This is a genomic window from Cytobacillus firmus NBRC 15306 (assembly GCF_001591465.1).
Lineage (GTDB): Bacteria > Bacillota > Bacilli > Bacillales > Cytobacillaceae > Cytobacillus > Cytobacillus firmus.
On sequence record NZ_BCUY01000043.1, the window covers coordinates 1 to 23,752 of the forward strand.

Genomic DNA, 23,752 nt, shown 5'->3' on the forward strand with positions numbered 1-23,752 from the left:
ATAAAAAAACAGATGGGTCGTCACCCATCTGTTTTCGTTAGTTGAGATTACTCTTGGATTGTAGCAACTACGCCAGCGCCAACAGTACGTCCACCCTCACGGATAGAGAACTTAGTACCTTCTTCGATAGCGATTGGAGCGATTAGTTCTACAGTCATTTCGATGTTATCTCCAGGCATAACCATTTCTACGCCTTCAGGAAGATTACAGATACCAGTTACATCAGTTGTACGGAAGTAGAACTGAGGACGGTAGTTAGTGAAGAATGGAGTATGACGTCCACCTTCTTCTTTTGAAAGAACGTATACTTCAGCTTTGAACTTAGTGTGTGGAGTGATTGAACCTGGCTTAGCAAGTACTTGTCCACGTTGGATTTCTTCACGTGATACACCACGAAGAAGGGCACCAATGTTATCTCCAGCTTCAGCATAATCAAGAAGCTTACGGAACATTTCAACACCAGTTACAGTAGTTGATTTTGGCTCTTCAGCAAGACCGATGATTTCGATAACGTCACCGACTTTAACTTGTCCACGCTCAACACGTCCTGTAGCAACAGTACCACGGCCAGTGATTGAGAATACATCCTCAACAGGCATCATGAATGGCTTGTCAGTGTCACGAGTTGGAGTTGGGATGTACTCGTCAACAGCTGCCATAAGTTCTTCGATTTTAGCTTCCCACTCAGCTTCTCCTTCAAGAGCTTTAAGAGCAGAACCTTTGATTACAGGAATGTCATCACCAGGGAATTCGTACTCAGAAAGAAGGTCACGAACTTCCATTTCTACTAATTCAAGTAGTTCTTCATCGTCAACCATGTCACACTTGTTCATGAATACAACAAGGAAAGGAACACCAACCTGACGAGAAAGAAGGATGTGCTCACGAGTTTGTGGCATTGGGCCGTCAGCAGCAGAAACAACTAGGATTCCGCCGTCCATTTGCGCAGCACCAGTGATCATGTTTTTAACATAGTCAGCGTGACCTGGGCAGTCAACGTGTGCATAGTGACGGTTTTCAGTTTCGTACTCAACGTGTGCAGTTGAGATTGTGATTCCACGCTCGCGCTCTTCTGGAGCCGCGTCGATTTGATCGTATCCGCGTGCTTCACCGCCGCCCTTTTTAGAAAGAACAGTTGTGATAGCTGCAGTTAAAGTAGTTTTACCATGGTCAACGTGTCCGATAGTACCGATGTTAACATGGGGTTTTGAACGGTCAAATTTAGCTTTTGCCATTTGAAAAATCCTCCTTCAGATTATAAAAGTTAAGTATTTTATGCTGTGGATAGGTTTCCCTTCCCACAGCGCTTTTAGCCTACAATAGTAGTTATACTTTATTGAAAAGGTAAAATCAATTATTCACCTTTATTTTTTTTGATGATTTCTTCAGAAATTGATTTTGGCACTTCTTCATAGTGGTCGAAGTGCATTGAGAATGTACCGCGGCCCTGCGTGTTAGAACGCAATGAAGTTGCATAACCAAACATTTCTGATAGAGGAACCATCGCACGAACAACTTGCGCGTTACCGCGAGCTTCCATACCCTCAACGCGTCCACGGCGTGATGTAACATCACCCATGATGTCTCCCATGTATTCTTCAGGGATTACGACTTCAACCTTCATAACCGGCTCAAGAATTACAGGGTTACATTTTGACGCAGCGTTTTTAAGTGCCATTGATGCAGCAATTTTAAACGCCATTTCAGAGGAGTCAACATCATGGTAAGAACCGTCAAATAAACGGGCTTTGATGTCAACCATTGGGAATCCGGCAAGTACTCCTCTTTCTAACGCATCTTCAAGACCCGCCTGAACAGCTGGGATGTATTCACGAGGAACGACACCACCAACGATTCCGTTTTCAAATTCGAAGCCTTTACCTTCTTCATTTGGACTGAATTCGATCCAAACGTGACCGAATTGTCCGCGTCCACCGGATTGACGTGCGAATTTACCTTCAACCTGAGCTGAACCACGGAAAGTTTCACGGTATGCAACCTGAGGAGCACCTACGTTAGCTTCCACTTTAAATTCACGTCTCATACGGTCAACAAGGATGTCAAGATGAAGCTCACCCATACCCGCGATAATAACCTGTCCAGTTTCCTGGTCAGTATGAGCACGGAATGTAGGATCTTCCTCTTGAAGTTTTTGAAGAGCAGTTGTCATCTTATCTTGGTCAGCCTTTGACTTAGGCTCGATGGATAATGAGATAACCGGCTCTGGGAACTCCATAGATTCGAGAATAACTAGATTCTTTTCATCACATAGAGTGTCACCTGTAGTAGTGTCTTTAAGACCTACAGCAGCTGCGATATCTCCAGCGTATACAACTGAGATCTCTTCACGGGAATTCGCATGCATTTGCAGGATACGGCCTACACGCTCACGCTTTCCTTTAGTAGAGTTCTGTACATATGAACCAGAGTTCAATGTACCTGAGTACACACGGAAGAATGTAAGTTTACCAACATAAGGGTCGGTCATAACTTTGAACGCAAGAGCTGCAAATGGTGCATCATCGCTTGAAGGACGAGTAACCTCTTCTTCTGTATCCGGAGTTGTACCTTTGATAGCTGGTACATCAAGTGGAGATGGAAGGTAGTCGATTACTGCATCAAGCATTTTTTGAACACCTTTGTTTTTGAACGCAGAACCACAGATAACTGGGTAGAATTCAACGTTTACTGTACCTTTACGAATAGCCGCTTTTAGCTCTTCGTTAGTGATTTCTTCACCGCCAAGGTATTTCTCCATTAATTCTTCATCAAGTTCAGCTACCGCTTCGATTAGCTTTTCGCGGTATTCTTCAGCTCGATCCTTGTATTCTTCTGGTATTTCACGATCTACGATATCAGTGCCCAAGTCGTTTCCGTAGAATGTAGCTTTCATTTCAATTAAATCGATAATGCCTTCGAATTGATCTTCAGCACCAATCGGTAATTGAATTGCAGCTGCATTCGCTTGAAGACGATCATGAAGAGTCTTCAATGAGTACAAGAAGTCTGCACCGATTTTATCCATTTTGTTTACGAATACCACACGTGGTACTCCGTAAGTAGTAGCCTGACGCCAAACTGTTTCAGTTTGCGGCTCAACACCTGACTGTGCGTCAAGTACAGCTACCGCACCATCAAGAACACGAAGTGAACGTTCAACTTCAACTGTGAAGTCTACGTGTCCTGGAGTGTCAATGATGTTAACGCGGTGGCCTTTCCACTGTGCAGTTGTTGCAGCAGAAGTGATTGTGATTCCACGCTCTTGCTCCTGCTCCATCCAGTCCATCTGTGAAGCACCTTCGTGTGTTTCACCGATTTTGTGAATACGGCCAGTGTAGTAAAGTACACGCTCAGTTGTTGTTGTTTTACCGGCATCGATGTGAGCCATGATACCGATATTGCGAGTATTTTCTAAGGAGAACTCTCTAGCCATTGGGTCTTTCTCCTTCCTAGTATGAGTGTTATTTTAGTTAAGCAGTATATCTTACCAGCGGTAGTGAGCAAACGCTTTGTTCGCTTCCGCCATTTTGTGTGTATCTTCACGTTTCTTAACAGATGCACCAGTGTTGTTAGCTGCATCAAGGATTTCGTTAGCTAAACGCTCTTCCATTGTCTTTTCACCGCGAAGACGCGCATAGTTTACTAACCAGCGAAGACCAAGAGTTGTACGGCGGTCAGGACGCACCTCAACTGGTACTTGGTAGTTAGCACCACCTACACGGCGTGCTCTAACTTCAAGTACAGGCATGATGTTTTTAAGCGCCTGATCGAAAACTTCCATTGGTTCTTTGCCAGTGCGCTCGCTGATGATATCGAACGCAGAGTAAAGAATTGCTTGAGATTTACCTCTCTTACCATCGATCATCATTTTGTTGATCAGACGGCTAACTAGCTTTGAGTTGTAAATCGGATCCGGCAATACGTCTCTTTTTGCTACAGGACCTTTACGTGGCATGGATTGTTCCTCCTTTCAAAGATGGTTGTCTATTTGTTAGAATTATTTTTTAGCTGCTTTTGGACGCTTAGCACCGTATTTAGAACGGCCTTGCATACGGTTGTTAACACCAGCAGTATCTAAAGCGCCGCGCACGATGTGGTAACGCACACCCGGTAAGTCTTTTACACGTCCTCCACGGATAAGAACAACACTGTGCTCTTGAAGGTTGTGCCCGATACCAGGGATGTAAGCATTAACCTCGATACCATTTGTTAAACGAACACGAGCATATTTACGTAATGCAGAGTTCGGCTTCTTTGGAGTCATTGTACCAACACGAGTACATACACCACGCTTTTGAGGTGAAGCTACATTTGTTTGAGCTTTCTTGAAGCTGTTGTAGCCTTTGTTAAGAGCAGGTGAGTTTGACTTCTCAGACTTAGTTTGACGAGGCTTGCGCACTAATTGATTAATAGTAGGCATTTGATTTTTCCTCCCTTCGAATTTGTTTAAGCCCACACATCCAGGTGGTTCATTTTGAAGCAAAAACAAAGTTCTTGCAGATACCAATCTACAAAAACAGTTTTTAAATAGATATGGCAACAGCTGCTGCCCCAACTTCGATTCCGCATGCTTTTCCGAGTTTTTTCATCGAATCAACATACACAATCGGAACATTCATCTCATTCGCTGTATTAACCACTTTTGCTGTAATCCTAGGATCAGCATCACTGGCGACTACGACTTCATCGATGGTTCCCAGTTTAAGAGCTTTGACTGTTTGCTTTGTTCCTACAATAATACTTTTTGCCTGCAATACTTTATCATAAGACATTTACGGCATCCTCCAAAGTATCCGGTGAATAGGAGCACCTTTGCTATAGTAACACCTTCATATTTCAATGTCAACAAGCAAATTGACTTTTATTTCTTTTATTCACTATAAAATGCGGTACTTGCTGTCAAATAAGCAAGCACCGCAATGATTACATTATTCTACAGTAACAGTATCTTCAGCAGCTTCCTCGTTTGTATAAGGCTCTGCTCTTCTGTATCGCTGCATTCCTGTTCCAGCAGGGACAAGCTTACCAATAATTACATTCTCTTTCAGGCCAAGAAGCTCATCGCGCTTGCCTTTAATTGCTGCATCAGTAAGTACTCTTGTAGTCTCCTGGAAGGATGCTGCTGATAAGAATGAATCTGTTTCAAGAGATGCTTTTGTGATTCCCAGCAGAACTGGACGTCCCGTTGCTGGCATTTTACCTGCAAGAAGGGCTTTTTCATTGGCATCTGTAAATTGATGGATATCAAGTAATGTACCTGGAAGCACATCTGTTTCTGCCGCATCAATTACACGCACTTTACGAAGCATCTGACGGACCATTACCTCGATGTGCTTATCGCCGATTTCAACACCCTGCATGCGGTATACCTTCTGAACTTCACGCAGCAAGTATTCTTGAACAGCTGTTACATCTTTTACTTTAATTAACTCTTTAGGGTCAATAGAACCTTCAGTTAGTTCCTGACCACGCACTACCTGGTCGTTTACAGCTACTTTTAAGCGGGCTGTATAAGGTGCTGTGTAGGTCTTGGATTCAACTTCACCCTGAACAACAATCTCCTGCTGACGGTCGCGGCCTTCGTTAATGCCGACTACTACACCATCGATCTCTGAGATAACTGCTTGACCTTTAGGGTTACGCGCTTCGAAAATTTCCTGAATACGCGGTAAACCTTGAGTGATATCGTCTCCTGCTACCCCTCCTGTATGGAAGGTACGCATCGTTAACTGTGTACCTGGCTCACCGATGGACTGGGCAGCGATAATACCTACTGCTTCACCAACTTCAACCTCTTGGCCGGTAGCTAAGTTACGGCCGTAGCACTTCTTACATACACCATGGCGGGTGTTGCAAGTGAATGCAGAACGAATCCATACTTTTTCAATGCCGGCTGAAACAATTTCGACCGCAATATCTTCAGTGATTAATCCATTTTCAGGCACAATCACTTCATTTGTCTCAGGATGCTTGATATTTCTTCTTGCATAACGGCCAATCAGACGCTCTTCAAGCGCTTCAATTACTTCAGTGCCATCCTTAAGGGACGCGATAAGCAAGCCGCGGTCAGTTCCGCAATCGTCGTCACGGACGATGACATCCTGCGCAACATCAACAAGACGGCGAGTAAGGTAACCTGAGTCAGCTGTTTTAAGAGCTGTATCGGCAAGACCTTTACGGGCACCGTGTGTGGAGATAAAGTACTCGAGTACTGTTAATCCTTCACGGAAACTTGATTTAATCGGTAATTCAATGATACGTCCAGCCGGGTTGGCCATCAGTCCGCGCATACCGGCTAACTGAGTGAAGTTGGACGCGTTACCACGGGCACCAGAGTCACTCATCATGAAGATCGGGTTGGATTTATCCAATGACTTCATTAGTTTTGCCTGGATATTATCTTTCGCGGCACTCCAGATTGAAATAACACGGTCATAACGCTCGTCTTCAGTAATAAGACCGCGTCTGAACTGTTTCAATACATTATCAACCTTGCCCTGTGCTTCCTGGATAATTTCCTGCTTCTCCTTTAATACCACGATATCAGCAACACCAACTGTGATACCGGCCTTTGTGGAGTGCCTGAATCCAAGGTTTTTCATGCGGTCAAGCATTTTAGACGTCTCCGTAATTTTGAAGCGTTTAAAGACTTCCGCAATGATGTTTCCAAGGATTTTTTTCTTAAATGGATCTACCAGCGGCAATTCCTTGATAGCGGCAGCTACATCAGTAGCAGGCTCTACAAAATATTTCGCAGGAGTTTCAATCTCAAGGTTTTCTTTTGTAGGCTCGTTAATGTAAGGGAATGTCTCAGGCAGAATTTCGTTAAATATAAGCTTACCAACAGTAGTTAATAAAAGCTTTTTATTTTGTTCTTCTGTGAAAGTCTGATTATTTAAGGATCCAGCATGGACAGCTACTCTTGTATGCAAGTGAACATAACCGTTCTGATAAGCAAGCAGCGCTTCGCTTGTATCTTTAAAAATCATACCTTCGCCAACGGCGCCGGCTCTTTCAAGTGTAAGGTAGTAGTTACCTAATACCATATCCTGTGAAGGAGTAACAACAGGCTTACCGTCTTTCGGATTCAGGATGTTCTGTGCTGCAAGCATCAGCAAGCGGGCTTCTGCCTGTGCTTCAGCTGAAAGCGGCACGTGAACAGCCATTTGGTCACCGTCGAAGTCTGCGTTGTAAGCAGTACATACAAGCGGGTGAAGACGAATAGCGCGTCCTTCCACCAACGTAGGCTCGAATGCCTGAATACCGAGTCTGTGAAGAGTAGGCGCACGGTTAAGCAATACAGGGTGCTCTTTAATTACACTTTCAAGAACATCCCAAACTTCCGGCTGCACTCTTTCAATTTTGCGTTTTGCAGATTTGATGTTGTGGGCTAAGCCCTTCTCCACCAATTCCTTCATAACGAATGGCTTGAATAACTCCAATGCCATTTCTTTCGGAAGACCGCATTGGTACATTTTCAAGTTTGGTCCTACGACGATAACAGAACGTCCGGAATAGTCAACACGCTTACCAAGCAAGTTTTGACGGAAACGCCCTTGTTTTCCTTTAAGCATATGCGACAGGGATTTTAATGGACGGTTTCCTGGTCCAGTTACCGGTCTTCCGCGGCGGCCGTTATCAATTAGCGCATCTACAGCTTCCTGAAGCATGCGCTTTTCGTTCTGAACGATAATGCTTGGGGCACCAAGGTCCAATAAACGCTTTAGGCGGTTGTTGCGGTTGATTACACGGCGGTATAGATCATTCAGGTCGGAAGTGGCAAAACGTCCGCCATCCAGCTGTACCATCGGACGAAGCTCCGGAGGAATAACCGGAAGAACGTCAAGGATCATCCAGGACGGTTCATTTCCAGAACCGCGGAATGCTTCAAGAACTTCCAGGCGCTTAATTGCACGAGTGCGTCGCTGGCCCTGGGCAGTCTTCAGTTCCTCTTTAAGGGTATCTACTTCTTTGTTGAGATCTATATCAGAAAGAAGCTTCTTAATGGATTCAGCACCCATGGATGCCTGGAACTTGTTTCCGTACTTTTCACGGTAAGCACGGTATTCCTTTTCAGAAAGCAGCTGCTTCTTTTCAAGAGCCGTATCGCCAGGATCAGTTACAACATAAGAAGCGAAGTAAATAACTTCTTCAAGTGCACGCGGAGACATGTCCAGCACAAGACCCATACGGCTTGGGATGCCCTTGAAATACCAAATGTGGGATACAGGGGCTGCAAGTTCAATATGGCCCATTCTTTCACGGCGGACTTTCGCACGTGTGACTTCAACGCCGCATCGATCACAGACTACGCCTTTGTATCGAACACGCTTATACTTTCCACAGTGACATTCCCAGTCTTTTGTCGGTCCGAAAATGCGTTCGCAGAATAGACCGTCTTTTTCTGGTTTTAATGTACGATAGTTAATCGTTTCAGGCTTCTTAACTTCACCATGTGACCAAGAACGTATCTTATCCGGTGAAGCAAGACCTATTTTCATATACTCGAAATTGTTTACATCTAGCAAGGGGCCTACCTCCCTTTTGATCTCCGGGTTTTACCCTTATTGCTCAAACAGCAGCAAAGTGCCAATTATATCCCCAGCGGCATCCGCCGTGTGAGGCGGAGCGCCAAGGGATTAAGGAATTTATATGAAGTTATTCTTTCGTAACTGCTTGCTCTTCGTTTTGCGTTTCCGGTGCGATTGTCAATGATTCAGCCTGCTGAACTTCATCTTCATCTTCCATGTCGCGCATTTCAATTTCTTGTTCATCGCCGGATAGGATCTTAACATCCATACCTAAACTTTGAAGTTCTTTGATCAGTACCTTGAATGATTCCGGTACACCTGGTTCAGGAACATTCTCGCCTTTGACGATTGATTCATAAGTCTTAACACGTCCAACCACGTCATCGGACTTAACTGTTAAGATTTCCTGAAGTGTATAGGCAGCACCATATGCTTCGAGTGCCCATACCTCCATCTCACCGAAACGCTGTCCGCCGAATTGGGCTTTACCGCCCAATGGCTGCTGCGTAACAAGAGAGTAAGGTCCTGTTGAACGGGCATGAAGCTTATCGTCAACCATGTGCGCCAGTTTGATCATATACATGACACCGACAGATACACGGTTATCGAACGGCTCGCCTGAACGTCCATCATAAAGGACAGTCTTAGCATCACGCGCCATGCCTGCTTCTTCGATCGTGGACCATACATCTTCCTCACGGGCACCATCGAATACAGGAGATGCTACATGGATGCCAAGAGCTCTGGCCGCCATACCAAGGTGAAGCTCAAGCACCTGTCCGATGTTCATACGCGATGGAACCCCAAGAGGGTTTAACATGATGTCTACTGGAGTGCCATCCGGCAGGTAAGGCATATCCTCTTCCGGTAAAATACGGGAGATAACACCCTTGTTACCATGGCGTCCGGCCATCTTGTCACCTTCAGAGATTTTACGCTTCTGAACGATATATACACGTACTAGCTGGTTAACACCTGGAGGAAGCTCGTCTCCGTCTTCCCTGTTAAACACTTTAACATCCAGTACAATACCGCCTCCGCCATGTGGCACACGAAGGGATGTATCACGGACTTCACGTGCTTTTTCACCAAAGATTGCGTGCAACAGTCTTTCTTCAGCTGTCAGTTCCGTTACCCCTTTAGGAGTTACTTTACCAACAAGAAGATCGCCATCTTTTACTTCCGCACCTGTGCGGATAATTCCGCGTTCGTCCAGGTTGCGCAGTGCATCTTCCCCAACGTTAGGGATATCCCTTGTGATCTCTTCAGGTCCAAGCTTTGTATCACGTGATTCTGATTCATATTCTTCGATATGGATGGATGTATACACATCATCTTTTACAAGGCGCTCACTCATGATGATCGCATCCTCGTAGTTATAACCATCCCATGTCATGAACGCTACAAGAACGTTGCGTCCAAGAGCCAGTTCACCAAGTTCCATGGAAGGACCGTCAGCAAGGATTTCTCCCTTTGTTACACGGTTGCCAACAGCGACGATAGGACGCTGGTTGTAGCATGTTCCCTGGTTGGAACGGATGAATTTAAGCATTCTGTATTTATCAAGATCGCCTTTAACTTCCTGGCCATCTACATTTTTAATACGGCGAACCCAAACTTCACGGGCTTCTACATGTTCAACAATTCCCTCATGCTTACAGATGACTGCAGCACCTGAGTCTTTACCTGATACATATTCCATACCAGTTCCGACTCTTGGGGCTTCCGGCTGCATCAATGGCACAGCCTGACGCTGCATGTTCGCTCCCATCAGGGCACGGTTGGAGTCATCGTTTTCCAGGAACGGAATACATGCTGTCGCAGCAGATACTACCTGTTTCGGCGATACATCCATGTAGTCAACACGGTCGCGTTTGACAACTGTGTTTTCCCCTTTGAAACGGGCAACTACTTCTTCGTCAAGGAATGAACCATCATCACCAAGAAGTGCATTCGCCTGGGCCACTACATAGTTATCCTCTTCATCAGCTGTCAGATAGTCGATGCGGGACGTAACTTTTCCGGTCTCAGGATCGATTCGGCGATACGGTGTTTCGATAAAGCCGAAGCGGTTCACCTTCGCAAATGAAGACAAGGAGTTAATCAAACCGATGTTTGGTCCCTCCGGCGTTTCAATCGGACACATACGGCCATAGTGAGAGTAGTGAACGTCACGCACTTCAAAGCCTGCGCGTTCACGCGTCAAACCACCAGGCCCCAGTGCAGAAAGACGGCGCTTATGTGTAAGTTCAGCAAGCGGATTTGTCTGGTCCATGAACTGGGACAACTGAGAGCTTCCGAAGAACTCTTTAATTGACGCAATAACAGGACGGATATTAATAAGCTGCTGAGGTGTAATCGTATTTGTATCCTGGATGGACATTCTTTCGCGGACCACACGCTCCATACGGGATAAACCGATGCGGAACTGGTTCTGCAATAATTCTCCGACTGAACGAAGACGTCTGTTTCCAAGATGGTCAATATCATCTGTATCTCCCACAGAGTGCAGAAGGTTAAAGAAATAGCTGATAGATGCAATGATGTCAGAAGGTGAAATGTTTTTCACTGCTTCTTCCACATAGGCATTGCCGATAACGTTGATGACCTTTTCGCCATCTTCATTAGGCGCATAAATCTTAATAGACTGAAGCAATACTTCATCATCTACTACTCCGCCTAATAGGCTTACGGTTTTAAAGCCGATATCCTTCTCCAGGTTAGGAAGAATGCGGTCTAATGTACGGCGGTCAAGTGTAACGCCTTTTTCCGCAATGATTTCGCCAGTTTCTGGATCCACAAGCGTTTCAGCCAGTTTTTGGCCAAACAGGCGGTTTTTAATATGAAGCTTCTTATTGATCTTATAGCGTCCAACATTCGCAAGGTCATAACGCTTTGGATCAAAGAACCTTGAGACAAGCAAGCTTTTCGCATTTTCGACCGTTGGCGGCTCGCCCGGACGAAGACGCTCATAAATTTCAAGGAGCGCTTTCTCTGTGCTCTCAGTGTTATCTTTTTCAAGCGTGTTGCGAATGTACTCGTTGTCTCCAATCAAATCGATGATCTCTTGATCAGAGCCGAACCCAAGTGCACGCAAAAGAACCGTAACGGGCAGTTTCCGAGTACGATCTATTCTGACGTATACGACGTCTTTGGCATCTGTTTCATACTCAAGCCATGCGCCGCGGTTCGGGATTACGGTTGCTGTAAAGCCTTTTTTCCCGTTTTTATCAAGCTTTCCACTGAAGTATACGCTCGGAGAACGCACTAACTGGGATACAATGACACGTTCCGCTCCATTAATAACGAACGTACCTGTCTCTGTCATAAGCGGGAAGTCACCCATAAAGACATCCTGGTCTTTAACTTCGCCTGTTTCTTTGTTTACAAGACGCACTTTCACACGTAAAGGTGCAGAATATGTAACATCTCGTTCTTTCGATTCCTCAACGGAATATTTTGGTTCGCCAAGGCTGTAATCAATAAATTCAAGCGACAAATTACCAGTAAAGTCTTCAATCGGAGAAATATCATGGAACATTTCTCGTAAACCCTCATCAAGAAACCATTGATAAGAAGAGGTTTGGATTTCGATTAGATTTGGTAATTCTAAAACTTCACTGATTCGTGCGTAACTTCTACGTTGGCGGTGTCGTCCATACTGAACTAGTTGACCTGTCAACTGATTCACCCCTCAAATCAAGCGTTATTGTTGCTAATAGCAATTTATATCATCCCATAAGAAAAGCGATGAGCGCCTGCCTATCAGAACAGGTTTTAGCACCCGGACCGATGGCGCACGAAGCCGGCCAGTAAACTGGCCCAGAGGCCGGGCTTCTCCCCCATTCAAGCACAGGGATTTAAGCCAAACCTCCATTCTTATAAGACAAAAAGAAAAAGGGTTTTCACTTCAAAAACCACATTTTCACAATACGACTATTATTTTGTTAGCTTTCCCATTAAAACCAAATTTATACAACTATTAGATAAATTTAGTTATAAATAGAAATATAATATGTTGGCATTTTACAATACTATCATAGCAAAAAAGTCAAGTCAATCTTTTTTTGCTCTTAAAATAAAATAGCCTTTTTTCTTTTCTGCTGTCTCCACTTCGCCGAATAACTCTGTCAGCTTATCGATCGCAGATGGCGCACCCTGTTTTTTCTGGATGACAACCCATAGCTCTCCGCCCGATATTAGAGCATCGAAGCTTTGTTCAAAAATATCATGCACTATCTTTTTCCCGGCGCGGATTGGCGGGTTTGTCAGGATAGCCGCAAACTTATTGCCTTTCGTATTTTCGAGGCGGTCACTTTCATAGATTTGGACATTTTTTATGCCGTTCAATTCAGCATTTTCCTTCGCCAGTCCAAGCGCCCTCTCATTTACATCAACCATATGAACAGTCCGTTCCGGCATTAGCTTCGCTGCTGTCAGCCCGATTGGCCCATATCCGCAGCCGATATCGAGAATGTTCCCATCCACGTCCGGCTGTTCAAATGTCTCGATTAATAATTTGGACCCAAAATCCACTTCACCCTTTGAAAAAACACCGTTGTCTGTTTTAAAGCGGAAAGGGAATTCCCTTAGTGTATAGTTCCAGGTTCTAGGGCTGCTATCAACTTGCTGTGTTTTGGAATAGTAGTGTTCAGACATGAAATCACCTCCAGGAGTATATATAAGAAGATAAAAGGAGAATCACAAATTATGTGGTTTCGAAGGAATTATATAGGATTGCCCATTAAAAAGCAAAAAGTTAAAGGACAATGTATATTCGACCCCAAAACAAAAAGCCCGCTTAAGCAGCGGACTTTTCATAAAGGCTATTACTTAACTTCAACGCCAGCTCCAACTTCTTCAAGCTTAGCTTTAACTTCTTCAGCTTCTTCTTTAGAAACGCCTTCTTTAAGAGCTTTAGGAGTGTTGTCAACAAGTTCTTTCGCTTCTTTAAGTCCAAGACCTGTGATTTCACGTACCACTTTGATAACTTTGATTTTTTGGTCGCCTGCAGAAGCAAGAACAACGTCAAATTCAGTTTTCTCTTCAGCAGCGCCACCAGCAGCAGCTCCGCCCATCATTGCTACAGGAGCAGCAGCAGTTACACCAAATTCTTCTTCAATAGCTTTTACTAGGTCGTTTAGTTCTAAAACAGTCATGGATTTAACTGCTTCAATGATTTGTTCTTTAGTCATGATTATGTTTCCTCCTTATTTTTGGTTTGAATCTATTAGTTTAACGCTAAAATCAACTTACGCGCCTTGTTCTTCTTTTTGATCTGCAACAGCTTTTGCAGCAAGAGCAAGATTGCGGATAGGTGCTTGAAGTACGCTGAGTAGCATAGAAAGCAAGCCTTCGCGTGATGGTAGTTCAGCAAGAGCTTTAACTTCTTCTACTGAAGCGATCGTTCCTTCGATTACACCTGCTTTAATTTCAAGTGCTTCATGCTTTTTCGCGAAATCATTAAGGATTTTCGCTGGAGCAACTACATCTTCTGTGCTGAACGCGATTGCGTTAGGTCCAGTTAAAGCTTCGTTTAAACCGGAAAGTTCAGCAGCTTCAGCAGCACGGCGAGTCATTGAATTCTTGTATACTTTGAATTCTACGCCAGCTTCACGAAGTTGTTTACGAAGTTCAGTAACCTCAGCAACAGTAAGACCACGGTAGTCAACTACAACTGTTGATAAACTGGATTTAAGCTTATCAGCAATTTCGTCTACGATTTGTTTCTTTTGTTCGATAACGCTGCTCATCCTTACACCTCCTGTAGAATTTTCTACATTCATACCGTCCAATAAAAAACCTCCACGACTTTGCAGACATGGAGGAAGTATACAATAGCAAGAAAAAGCAATTCTATCGTAATACCTCGGCAGGAAATTAAGCGGTTAAGCACCTGCTGTCTACGGCACAAATGTTATTATATTTTTAACAACAAAATACATATTACAGCATGTATTTTAGAATGTCAATTGTTATTATTGTCCAGCTTCAGCACCTAGCCCCTCGAGGTCATAAGCCAATCCTCCCGGAAAGGCAAAAACACCTTTCAGTGAGGCTCGTCTTATGCTTGTCGGGGCTGGGCAAGGCGCTTCCGCTTTTCTATTTTACTGCAACAGATGAAGGATCTACTTTAACGCCAGGTCCCATTGTAGAAGTAACAGAAACGTTCTTCATGTAAGTTCCTTTAGCAGCAGCAGGCTTTACTTTCATCATTGTGTCGAAAATAGTGTTGAAGTTTTCAACAAGCTTTTCGTCTTCGAAAGATACTTTACCGATTGGCACGTGGATGTTACCAGCTTTGTCAACACGGTATTCAACTTTACCTGCTTTGATTTCGTTAACTGCTTTTTGAACGTCAAAAGTAACTGTGCCAGTCTTAGGGTTTGGCATTAAGCCTTTAGGTCCTAATACGCGGCCAAGTTTACCAACTTCACCCATCATGTCAGGTGTAGCAACGATTACATCAAAGTCGAACCAGCCTTGGCTGATTTTGTTGATGTATTCAGCATCGCCTACGAAATCTGCTCCAGCAGCTTCTGCTTCTTTCGCTTTTTCACCCTTAGCGAAAACAAGAACGCGCTGAGTTTTACCAGTTCCGTTTGGAAGAACTACTGCTCCACGGATTTGCTGGTCAGCTTTCTTAGGGTCAACTCCAAGACGGAATGCTACCTCAACAGTTGCATCAAATTTAGCAAAATTAGTTTTCTTCGCAAGTTCAATTGCCTCAGCAATCGGGTAAGCTTTTGAAGAATCAACAAGCTTTGCAGCTTCTGTGTACTTCTTACCTTTTTTAGCCATTTTTATTTCCTCCTTGATTGTGGTTTTAGCGGAATAACCTCCCACGTTTAAAAGCGGAGGCGCCTTGGTCTGCCCCGACAAGCATAAGACATGCCTGACTGAAAGGTGTTCTTTACCTTTCCGGGAGGATTGGCTTATGACCTCGAGGGGCTAGGCGCCTGCGCTTGACAGAACAAAGGTTGCGAGTGAAACAAATTCAACGTCGCAACCTCATCCCTTAATCTGCTTCATACATGGATTAGTCTTCGATAACGATACCCATGCTGCGTGCAGTACCTTCAACCATACGCATTGCAGCTTCTACGCTTGCAGCGTTTAGATCAGGCATCTTTGTTTCAGCAATCTCGCGTACCTTGTCACGCTTGACTGTTGCTACTTTATTACGGTTTGGTTCACCAGAACCAGACTCGATTCCAGCCGCTTTCTTAAGAAGAACTGCAGCAGGAGGAGTTTTCGTAATAAATGTAAATGAACGGTCTTCAAAAACCGTGATTTCAACAGGAATGATTAAGCCAGCTTGTTCAGCTGTGCGAGCGTTAAATTCCTTACAGAATCCCATGATGTTAACACCTGCTTGACCTAGTGCCGGTCCTACCGGTGGTGCAGGGTTCGCTTTACCTGCAGGGATTTGCAGCTTTACAAGTTTGATTACTTTTTTAGCCACGAGACACACCTCCTTAAAGTCCGTGATGTGGTAATAGGGAAAGTTCCCTCCCACTCAACTTATAGTCTTTATATTAAGATAAAGAACTTTTAACTATTGTCCAGTCTCTTTGTCCGAGACATACTGACCTTTGAAATATTATCACTTTTCAAAGCCAATTTCAAGTTTTTTTACAAAGATATATAAAAGTACTTTCACAGAAGGCTGATTCTTACAGTTTTTCAATCTGTGAAAAATCAAGTTCAACCGGAGTGTCACGGCCAAACATGTTCACAAGCACTTTAATCTTCGCTTTATCTTTATCAATATCTTCAATCGAGCCTGTGAAGTTCGCAAACGGACCTTCTTTCACCTTAACAGTTTCGCCGATCTCAAAGTTGATATCAAAGCGGGCTTCTTCGACACCCATATGCTTAAGGATATGAGTAACTTCCTCAGGCAATAGCGGAGTCGGCTTTGAGCCTGAACCGGCCGAACCTACGAATCCGGTTACACCCGGAGTATTTCTCACTACATACCAGGAATCATCTGTCATAACGATTTCTACCAGTACATAACCAGGGAAGACCTTGCGCTTCACTACTTTTTTCTTGCCGTTCTTCAATTCTGTTTCTTCTTCTTCCGGGACTACCACACGGAAGATCTTATCTTGCATACCCATTGACTCAACACGTTTCTCCAGATTGGCTTTCACTTTATTTTCATAGCCGGAGTACGTATGAACAACATACCAATTCTTTTCCATTCACGAGGACTTGTTCGTCCTTCCCTCCCTGTATTCAACAATTTATTATTTTTCTCCAAATTAAAAAACCCGTTTCCGGGCTTTGCAAATGTTTCCTGTGTTATTCTCCATTATACCATGGAAACTCAGGGGTTATTCAAGAATTATACGAATCAATTCAGAAATTCCCAGGTCAAGCACTGCAAAAAACAGAGCGAAGAACGTAACTGTAGCAAGAACGGTAACAGTATAGCTTGTCAGCTCTTTGCGTTTAGGCCAGCTGACCTTTCTCATTTCCCGGCCAACTTCACGGAAAAAATTCACGATGCGCTGCATTTCGTAACCCCCAACTTTCAAAAGATATATCCTTTAACAAGAAGCGAAAGCGGCTTCAAATCAGACCGATCTTCCAATCTGCATAAAACACTCAGCTTCAGTCTATTAGAAAGAACAAACTTCTTATCTATATAATCACTTTGTTTCTTTATGGATCGTATGAGCACTGCATGTGCTGCAGAATTTCTTCAGTTCCAGCCGTACAGCATCATTTTTGCCCGCAGTGGAATAATTCCTGGAACCACATACAGAGCAAGCCAAAATTACTTTTTTTGTCATATTTCCACCTACTAAGTCACATTACGCCCTTAAAACTTTAACACGCACCTAAATACATGTCAATAACTGCAAAAAAAGCAAGGTGTTGGGAAATTATGTCTACAGGGAAAATTCGCGCACTTCCAGATATCTTTCCAGCTTTCTTTTCACTCGCTGCAGAGCATTGTCAATCGATTTAACATGGCGGTTCAGTTCTTCGGAAATTTCCTGATAGGACTGCCCATCCAAATAAAGAGCAAGCACCTTACGTTCAAGGTCACTCAATAGCTCAGACATTTTCACTTCAATATGATCAAATTCTTCCTGGTTGATAAACAGCTCTTCAGGGTCCATAACCTTTGCCCCGGAGATTACATCCATAAGAGTTCTGTCAGACTCCTCATCATAAATGGGCTTGTCCAAAGACACATATGAGTTCAGCGGAATATGCTTTTGGCGGGTCGCCGTCTTAATGGCGGTTATGATTTGCCTGGTGATGCACAGTTCGGCAAACGCTTTAAATGAAGACAGCTTGTCCTCTTTAAAGTCGCGGATCGCCTTGTATAAGCCGATCATTCCCTCTTGTACAATATCTTCTTTATCTGCGCCAATCAAAAAATAGGATCTTGCTTTTGCCCGGACAAAGTTGCGGTACTTATGAATCAGATAATCCAGCGCCTCACTCTCGCCCTTATGAACGAGCTCCACTATTTCTTCGTCCTCAAGCTGGATAAAGTCTATAAGATTTTCGTCGATTGTCTTGAAGTCAGCACTCACTAGGATCCCCCCGACCGTACAAGCATGGTTAGAAACATTATACAGCACGGTTTTTTCAAGCGTCAACCGCTCATTGGCCCCCTCTGCGCCATTTTTCAAAAATTTCTGCCACTTCATCACTGAGAGGTATCTTGGAAACTGGCTTTTTCTCCTGAATTTTTTTTACTTTTTTTTCGATGCTGCTTTCAATCAAATTCATTTCATTCAGCAGCTCCCTCGCTGATTTTCTTAACGCCCCCTGTCCAAAGATGACCCATTGCTCTGTGAAATCCGAGGTTGCAACATGAATTTGGGTTTTAATATTGCTGAGATCGATAGCTAATTTTTCGATGCGTTCATCGGCCGTTTCATTATTCCGCGTGAAAATAACTTCGATCTTTGAATTCTTAAACTTTTTTTCCGTGCCCTTTACATAGTGGGCATCAAACACGACAATTACTCTGTACCCGGAATATCCCTGGTACTCGGCCATTTTTTCAATCAGACGGTCTCTGGCTGATGATAAATCCTTGTTTTTGAGTTCCCTGAGTTCTGGCCAAGCACCAATTATGTTGTATCCGTCAACAAGAAGGATGTCCATTTTTATCCCTCAAGCGGGTGCCGTTTCCGATAAACCTCATACATGAGCAGCGCAGCCGCAACTGATGCGTTAAGGGAAGTAACGTGTCCAGCCATCGGCAGGTTAATGAGGAAGTCGCATTTATCCCGAATCAGGCGGCCCATTCCTTTACCTTCGCTGCCGATTACAAGACCTAAAGGCATCGCTCCATCCATCTGGCGGTAGTCCTGTTTCCCTTTTGCATCCGTACCGGCGATCCAGACGCCTCTTTCTTTTAATTCATCAATCGTTCTTGCCATATTGGTAACACGGACAACCGGAATATACTCGATCGCTCCTGTTGATGCTTTAGCTACCGTTGCTGTCAGCCCGACGGCTCTCCTCTTCGGAATAATGATTCCATGTGCACCTACTGCATCGGCCGTTCTCATGATGGATCCCAGATTGTGCGGATCTTCAATTTCATCCAGAAGCAGGAAAAATGGTGCTTCATTTTTCTTTTCCGCAGCAGCAAACAGATCATCGATTTCTGCGTATTGATAGGCAGCAACCTGTGCAATGACACCTTGATGGTTTCCCTCTGCCATCCCATCTATTTTTTTCTTGGGTACAAACTGGACCAGCACCCCGGCGGCCTTCGCCAATCCGATCACCTGCTGCATCTGCCCGCTTTGCGATCCTTCTGCAATAAAAATCTTATTAATATCTCTCTCTGACTTCAATGCTTCAATGACGGGATTTTTCCCAATGATAAAATCCTGGCTCATTTTACCGCTCCTCCTTTCTTTTTCTCAACTAACTCTATGGATTCCAGAATCAGCTCTTCCATCCGCTCCTGTCTTTTCGCTAAAAACAGATAACCGATCAGTGATTCAAAAGCGGTGCTGTATCTGTATGTTTGGACATCTGTATTTTTCGGCACCGAACCGGATTTGGCATTCCGCCCCCTCCGGACTACTGCCAGTTCTTCTTCTGTCAGCCGTTCAGAGTCCATTAATTCATGAATGATCAGGGACTGGGCTTTTGCAGAAACATACCGGGTCGCCTCCTTATGGAGAAAATGAGGGCGAACCCGTCCGTTTTGCAGGAGATGGTGGCGAATATAGGTCTCAAACACCGCATCTCCCATATACGCCAGGGCAAGACTATTCAATTGTTTTTCATCTACGTTGTTATCATATGGAAGCATTGCCTAGCCTCTTTTCCATCTGATTCCCTGCGGTGTATCTTCAAGGATAATATTCATTTCCTTCAGCTGATCGCGGATTTTGTCTGCCAGTTCGAAATTGCGCTCTTTTCGGGCCTGCTGCCTTTGCTCAATCAGCTGCTCGATTTCCTCATCCAGAAGGTCTGCATGCGTTTCTTCAAGAGAAAGCCCCAATACATCAAAAAGCGTTTCAAATTCTTTCGTGAAAGCATCGATCACTTCCACTGCCGTGTTTTTCTCCATCAGATAATAATTCGCAAGCTTAGACAGCTCGAACAAAATGGAGACGGCATTCGCTGTGTTAAAATCATCATCCATATCCTGAATGAACTGCTCATGAAGAGCTGTGATTTTATCCAGCCACTCCTGATTGTTATCGGTCAGGTTCACACTTGCTTCTTTGCGGTGCAGCAAATTATGATAAGACGTTTTTATGCGCTCAAGCCCTGTCCGGGTATTCTCCAGAAGTTCATCACTGTAGTTGATTGGATGTCTGTAATGAACCGACAGCATGAAAAATCTTAAAACCTGCGGGTCATGCTTTTGGATAATGTCATGGACCAGGACGAAGTTCCCCAGTGATTTGGACATTTTTTCGTTGTCGATATTAATGTAGCCGTTATGCATCCAGTAGCGGGCAAAGGTTTTTCCTGTCAATGCTTCCGACTGGGCGATCTCATTTTCATGATGCGGGAAGGCCAGATCCTGCCCGCCGGCATGGATATCAATCATCTCCCCAAGGTATTTCTTCGCCATCGCCGAGCATTCGATATGCCAGCCTGGTCTTCCTTGCCCCCAAGGGCTCTCCCATGCGATTTCCCCTTCCTTCGCTGCTTTCCAGAGAACAAAGTCAAGGGAATCCTGTTTCTTCTCGCCGACGGCAATGCGGGCGCCGACGCGCAATTCATCAATGGACTGATGGGAAAGCTTGCCGTACTCCTCAAATTTCCGGGTGTGGTAATAGACATCTCCCTCTGATTCATACGCATAGCCTTTATCAATCAAAGTCTGGATGAATTCAATAATGATATCGATGCTTTCTGTTACTCTCGGGTGGACATCGGCCCTTCTGCAGCCGAGCGCAGAAACGTCCTCGAAATAGGCATTAATGAACCGTTCAGCAACAGACGGAACATCTGTTCCCAGTTCGTTGGCCACGCGGATCAGTTTATCATCCACATCCGTAAAATTAGAAACATACTGTACATCGAAGCCGCGGAACTCAAGATATCTTCTTACGGTATCAAATACAATCGGCGGGCGGGCATTCCCTATATGGATATAGTTATAAACGGTTGGCCCGCACACATACATTTTCACTTTTCCCTCTTCTAAGGGAATAAAATCTTCTTTTTGACGAGTAAGTGTATTATAGATTTGAATGGCCATGAATCTGGCTCCTTTCTTCCCTCAATGTTTCGACTTCCGTTTTTAATTCCCGCAGCTCCTCCTCCAATTCCTTAAACCGGTCTGCAATTGGATCAGGAAGATCACAATGATTTAAATCTTTGTTGATTTTCACACCATCCCGGACTTTCACTCTTCCAGGAATCCCGACTACCGTTGAATTTGGCGGAACCTCATGAAGAACAACAGAGCCTGCACCGATCTTAGAATTCTCCCCAATAGTAATAGAGCCCAAAACCTTCGCGCCGGTTGCAATCAGGGCATTGTCCTTAATGGTAGGATGACGCTTGCCTTTTTCCTTCCCAGTTCCTCCCAATGTCACACCCTGAAAAACTGTTACGTTATCACCGATTTCACATGTTTCCCCGATAACAACCCCCATGCCATGGTCGATAAAAAAGCGTCTGCCGATCTTTGCTCCCGGGTGAATTTCGATTCCTGTGAAAAAGCGGCTGATCTGGGAAACCACTCTTGCAAGAAAATAAAACTTCCGCTTAAAAAGAGCGTGGGCAATGCGGTGTGACCAGACAGCATGCAATCCTGAGTAGGTTAATATTACTTCCAAATAACTTCTTGCTGCCGGATCCTGTTCAAATACTACTTCGATATCTTCCTTCATTCTTGCAAACATGGTTCATTTCCCCTCCTGACATAGATCTTCTTTTTTATAAATGTTTTTCTCATATACTAATTTCTTGCAGGTTTTGCATATAAAAAAGCGCCTCTGCCACAATCGGACAGAGACGCTTTACGCGCGGTTCCACTCTGTTTAGGCTAAAACAGCCTCAACTTTAACTTGTTAACGGATAAGTTTCCGCTCAAATCTACTTGGAAGCATGGCGTCCGTTCGAATTGAGGCTCAGAGGCGCACTTCAGAATAAAGAGAGGCTTAAACCACTTTCAGCCGGTGATGGTTCTCTCTAAAAAGCATCTTTTTTCTTACTTTTCCTCTTCAACACTTTTCAATATAGAATAATTTACTTAATACTATATTACATTTTCTCCAAGATGTTAACCAATAATGCTCATTAATCGAGTTTTTACTTTTTCTTTTCCTAAAAGCTCGATGGCCTGCGGCAGATCCGGCCCATGGGTTTGGCCAGTTGTTGCGGAACGGATAGGCATGAAGAGCTTTTTGCCCTTGTGGCCTGTTGATTTCTGCACAGCCTTCATAGCTGCTTTAATTTCATCTGCTTTGAATTCTGCAAGTGCATCAATTTCCTGCAGGAATGCAGACAGCACCTCAGGAACCTGCTCTTCAGCCAGAACTTCCTTCGCTTCTTCATCAACGGTCATTTCCTCTGTAAAGAACAGTTCTGAAAGCTCGACAATCTGAGCGCCAAAACTCATTTTTTCCTGGTAAAGAGTGATCAGGCTGTTAACCCATTCTTCGTTTTCCTGCTGCCAGTTTTCGCTGATCTTCCCTGCCTTTACCAGGTGAGGGGCTGAAATGGACACCAATCGCTCCTGATCAAGCTTTTTCAAGTACTGATTATTCATCCACTCAAGCTTTTGCTTATCGAAAAGGGCCGGAGATTTTGAAAGGCGGTTTTCATCAAAGATATCAATAAACTCTTCTTTGGAGAAGATTTCTTCCTCGCCTGCAGGAGACCAGCCAAGAAGAGCAATAAAGTTAAAGAGTGCCTCCGGCAAGTAGCCGAGTTCTTCATATTGTTCAATGAACTGAATAATCGTCTCGTCGCGCTTGCTCAGTTTTTTTCGGCTTTCATTGACAATCAGGGTCATATGGCCAAACACCGGAAGGTCCCAGCCCAATGCTTCATAAATCATCTGCTGCTTAGGGGTATTGGAAATATGGTCATCCCCGCGCAGGACATGAGAAATTTTCATCAGGTGGTCATCCACTGCTACCGCAAAGTTGTAGGTAGGCGTTCCGTCTTTCTTGACGATGACATAATCGCCAAATCCATCAGACTCGAATGACACCTCGCCTTTTACCATGTCATTGAATGTCAGCATCTTGCCTTTTGGCACCAGGAAGCGGATGCTCGGCTTTCTGCCTTCAGCTTCAAGTGCTGCTCTTTCATCCTCTGTCAGATTGCGGCATTTTCCTGAATAAGCAGGGGTATCGCCTTTTGCAGATTGAGCTTCACGCTCTGCTTCCAGCTCCTCTTCCGTACAATAGCATTTATAGGCATGCCCTTTTTCGAGCAATTCCTTGTAGTAGGTTTCATAGATATGATTTCTTTCAGATTGGCGGTACGGGCCGTATTCGCCTTCCCTGTCAATGCTTTCGTCCCAATCCATGCCAAGCCATTTTAAATAATGAAGCTGGCTTTCCTCGCCGCCTTCAATATTCCGTTTCTTATCTGTATCCTCAATGCGGATGATGAACTTTCCGCCTTTGCTTCTTGCAAACAAATAGTTAAAAAGCGCTGTTCTCGCATTTCCGATATGCAAATGCCCAGTCGGACTCGGAGCGTAGCGGACGCGGATTTCATTTGACATACTGACTGCCTCCTTAAAA

General features: G+C 44.3%; 22 protein-coding genes and 2 other annotated features. All 22 genes read right to left on the reverse strand.

The window, feature by feature from the left end; translation table 11 throughout:
• Positions 1 to 47 precede the first annotated feature (47 nt).
• A complete protein-coding gene (tuf, locus tag BFI01S_RS12965; RefSeq protein WP_061793000.1) occupies positions 48 to 1,235 on the reverse strand; it encodes an elongation factor Tu in 1,188 nt (395 codons plus the stop codon).
• Between the two features lie 119 nt (positions 1,236 to 1,354).
• Complete coding sequence (gene fusA, locus BFI01S_RS12970; protein WP_061793001.1) at positions 1,355 to 3,433, reverse strand: elongation factor G; 2,079 nt, start codon at positions 3,431 to 3,433, stop codon at positions 1,355 to 1,357.
• Between the two features lie 51 nt (positions 3,434 to 3,484).
• Positions 3,485 to 3,955: a 30S ribosomal protein S7 gene (rpsG, locus tag BFI01S_RS12975; protein ID WP_009336565.1), complete on the reverse strand. Its 471-nt coding sequence runs from the start codon at positions 3,953 to 3,955 to the stop codon at positions 3,485 to 3,487.
• 42 nt (positions 3,956 to 3,997) lie between these two features.
• Entirely contained in the window at positions 3,998 to 4,420 is a 423-nt protein-coding gene (gene rpsL / locus BFI01S_RS12980) for a 30S ribosomal protein S12 (protein ID WP_009336562.1), read from the reverse strand.
• A 103-nt stretch (positions 4,421 to 4,523) separates the two neighbouring features.
• Entirely contained in the window at positions 4,524 to 4,772 is a 249-nt protein-coding gene (locus tag BFI01S_RS12985) for a 50S ribosomal protein L7ae-like protein (protein WP_061793002.1), read from the reverse strand.
• 156 nt (positions 4,773 to 4,928) lie between these two features.
• Positions 4,929 to 8,528, reverse strand: coding sequence for a DNA-directed RNA polymerase subunit beta' (gene rpoC, locus BFI01S_RS12990; protein ID WP_061793003.1), 3,600 nt, complete (start codon positions 8,526 to 8,528; stop codon positions 4,929 to 4,931).
• Positions 8,529 to 8,658: 130 nt separating this feature from the next.
• A complete protein-coding gene (gene rpoB / locus BFI01S_RS12995; RefSeq protein ID WP_061793004.1) occupies positions 8,659 to 12,213 on the reverse strand; it encodes a DNA-directed RNA polymerase subunit beta in 3,555 nt (1,184 codons plus the stop codon).
• A 374-nt stretch (positions 12,214 to 12,587) separates the two neighbouring features.
• Positions 12,588 to 13,190, reverse strand: a complete 603-nt coding sequence (locus tag BFI01S_RS13000; protein WP_061793005.1) for a class I SAM-dependent methyltransferase — start codon at positions 13,188 to 13,190, stop codon at positions 12,588 to 12,590.
• Positions 13,191 to 13,360: 170 nt separating this feature from the next.
• Positions 13,361 to 13,726 carry a 50S ribosomal protein L7/L12 gene (gene rplL / locus BFI01S_RS13005; RefSeq protein ID WP_035332312.1) on the reverse strand — a complete coding sequence of 122 codons (366 nt, stop codon included), beginning with the start codon at positions 13,724 to 13,726 and terminating at the stop codon, positions 13,361 to 13,363.
• A gap of 57 nt (positions 13,727 to 13,783) precedes the next feature.
• A complete protein-coding gene (gene rplJ / locus BFI01S_RS13010; protein WP_061793006.1) occupies positions 13,784 to 14,284 on the reverse strand; it encodes a 50S ribosomal protein L10 in 501 nt (166 codons plus the stop codon).
• Between the two features lie 34 nt (positions 14,285 to 14,318).
• Positions 14,319 to 14,458: a sequence feature (ribosomal protein L10 leader region), on the reverse strand.
• Between the two features lie 175 nt (positions 14,459 to 14,633).
• Positions 14,634 to 15,377, reverse strand: a complete 744-nt coding sequence (rplA, locus tag BFI01S_RS13015; protein ID WP_326217668.1) for a 50S ribosomal protein L1 — start codon at positions 15,375 to 15,377, stop codon at positions 14,634 to 14,636.
• A 193-nt stretch (positions 15,378 to 15,570) separates the two neighbouring features.
• Positions 15,571 to 15,996 (reverse strand): 50S ribosomal protein L11, encoded by a 426-nt coding sequence (rplK, locus tag BFI01S_RS13020; RefSeq protein ID WP_009336545.1) that lies wholly within the window; start codon positions 15,994 to 15,996, stop codon positions 15,571 to 15,573.
• A 211-nt stretch (positions 15,997 to 16,207) separates the two neighbouring features.
• A complete protein-coding gene (nusG, locus tag BFI01S_RS13025) occupies positions 16,208 to 16,741 on the reverse strand; it encodes a transcription termination/antitermination protein NusG (protein ID WP_035332317.1) in 534 nt (177 codons plus the stop codon).
• 132 nt (positions 16,742 to 16,873) lie between these two features.
• A complete protein-coding gene (gene secE, locus BFI01S_RS13030; RefSeq protein WP_035332319.1) occupies positions 16,874 to 17,056 on the reverse strand; it encodes a preprotein translocase subunit SecE in 183 nt (60 codons plus the stop codon).
• A gap of 135 nt (positions 17,057 to 17,191) precedes the next feature.
• On the reverse strand, positions 17,192 to 17,335 hold the full coding sequence (gene rpmG / locus BFI01S_RS13035; RefSeq protein WP_048011529.1) for a 50S ribosomal protein L33: 144 nt from the start codon (positions 17,333 to 17,335) through the stop codon (positions 17,192 to 17,194).
• A gap of 99 nt (positions 17,336 to 17,434) precedes the next feature.
• Positions 17,435 to 18,091, reverse strand: coding sequence for an RNA polymerase sporulation sigma factor SigH (gene sigH / locus BFI01S_RS13040; RefSeq protein ID WP_061793021.1), 657 nt, complete (start codon positions 18,089 to 18,091; stop codon positions 17,435 to 17,437).
• A gap of 70 nt (positions 18,092 to 18,161) precedes the next feature.
• Entirely contained in the window at positions 18,162 to 18,671 is a 510-nt protein-coding gene (locus tag BFI01S_RS13045; protein WP_035332323.1) for an NYN domain-containing protein, read from the reverse strand.
• A 2-nt stretch (positions 18,672 to 18,673) separates the two neighbouring features.
• Complete coding sequence (gene rlmB, locus BFI01S_RS13050) at positions 18,674 to 19,417, reverse strand: 23S rRNA (guanosine(2251)-2'-O)-methyltransferase RlmB (RefSeq protein ID WP_061793008.1); 744 nt, start codon at positions 19,415 to 19,417, stop codon at positions 18,674 to 18,676.
• Positions 19,414 to 19,839 carry a Mini-ribonuclease 3 gene (locus tag BFI01S_RS13055; protein ID WP_061793009.1) on the reverse strand — a complete coding sequence of 142 codons (426 nt, stop codon included), beginning with the start codon at positions 19,837 to 19,839 and terminating at the stop codon, positions 19,414 to 19,416. Before BFI01S_RS13055 ends, rlmB begins: the two co-directional genes overlap by 4 nt.
• Positions 19,840 to 19,842: 3 nt before the next feature.
• Complete coding sequence (gene cysS, locus BFI01S_RS13060) at positions 19,843 to 21,246, reverse strand: cysteine--tRNA ligase (RefSeq protein WP_061793010.1); 1,404 nt, start codon at positions 21,244 to 21,246, stop codon at positions 19,843 to 19,845.
• Positions 21,227 to 21,895 carry a serine O-acetyltransferase gene (cysE, locus tag BFI01S_RS13065; RefSeq protein WP_061793011.1) on the reverse strand — a complete coding sequence of 223 codons (669 nt, stop codon included), beginning with the start codon at positions 21,893 to 21,895 and terminating at the stop codon, positions 21,227 to 21,229. The genes cysS and cysE overlap by 20 nt, the downstream gene beginning before the upstream one ends.
• Before the next feature lie 105 nt (positions 21,896 to 22,000).
• Positions 22,001 to 22,229, reverse strand: a binding site (T-box leader).
• A 46-nt stretch (positions 22,230 to 22,275) separates the two neighbouring features.
• On the reverse strand, positions 22,276 to 23,733 hold the full coding sequence (gene gltX / locus BFI01S_RS13070; RefSeq protein ID WP_061793012.1) for a glutamate--tRNA ligase: 1,458 nt from the start codon (positions 23,731 to 23,733) through the stop codon (positions 22,276 to 22,278).
• Positions 23,734 to 23,752 lie beyond the last annotated feature (19 nt).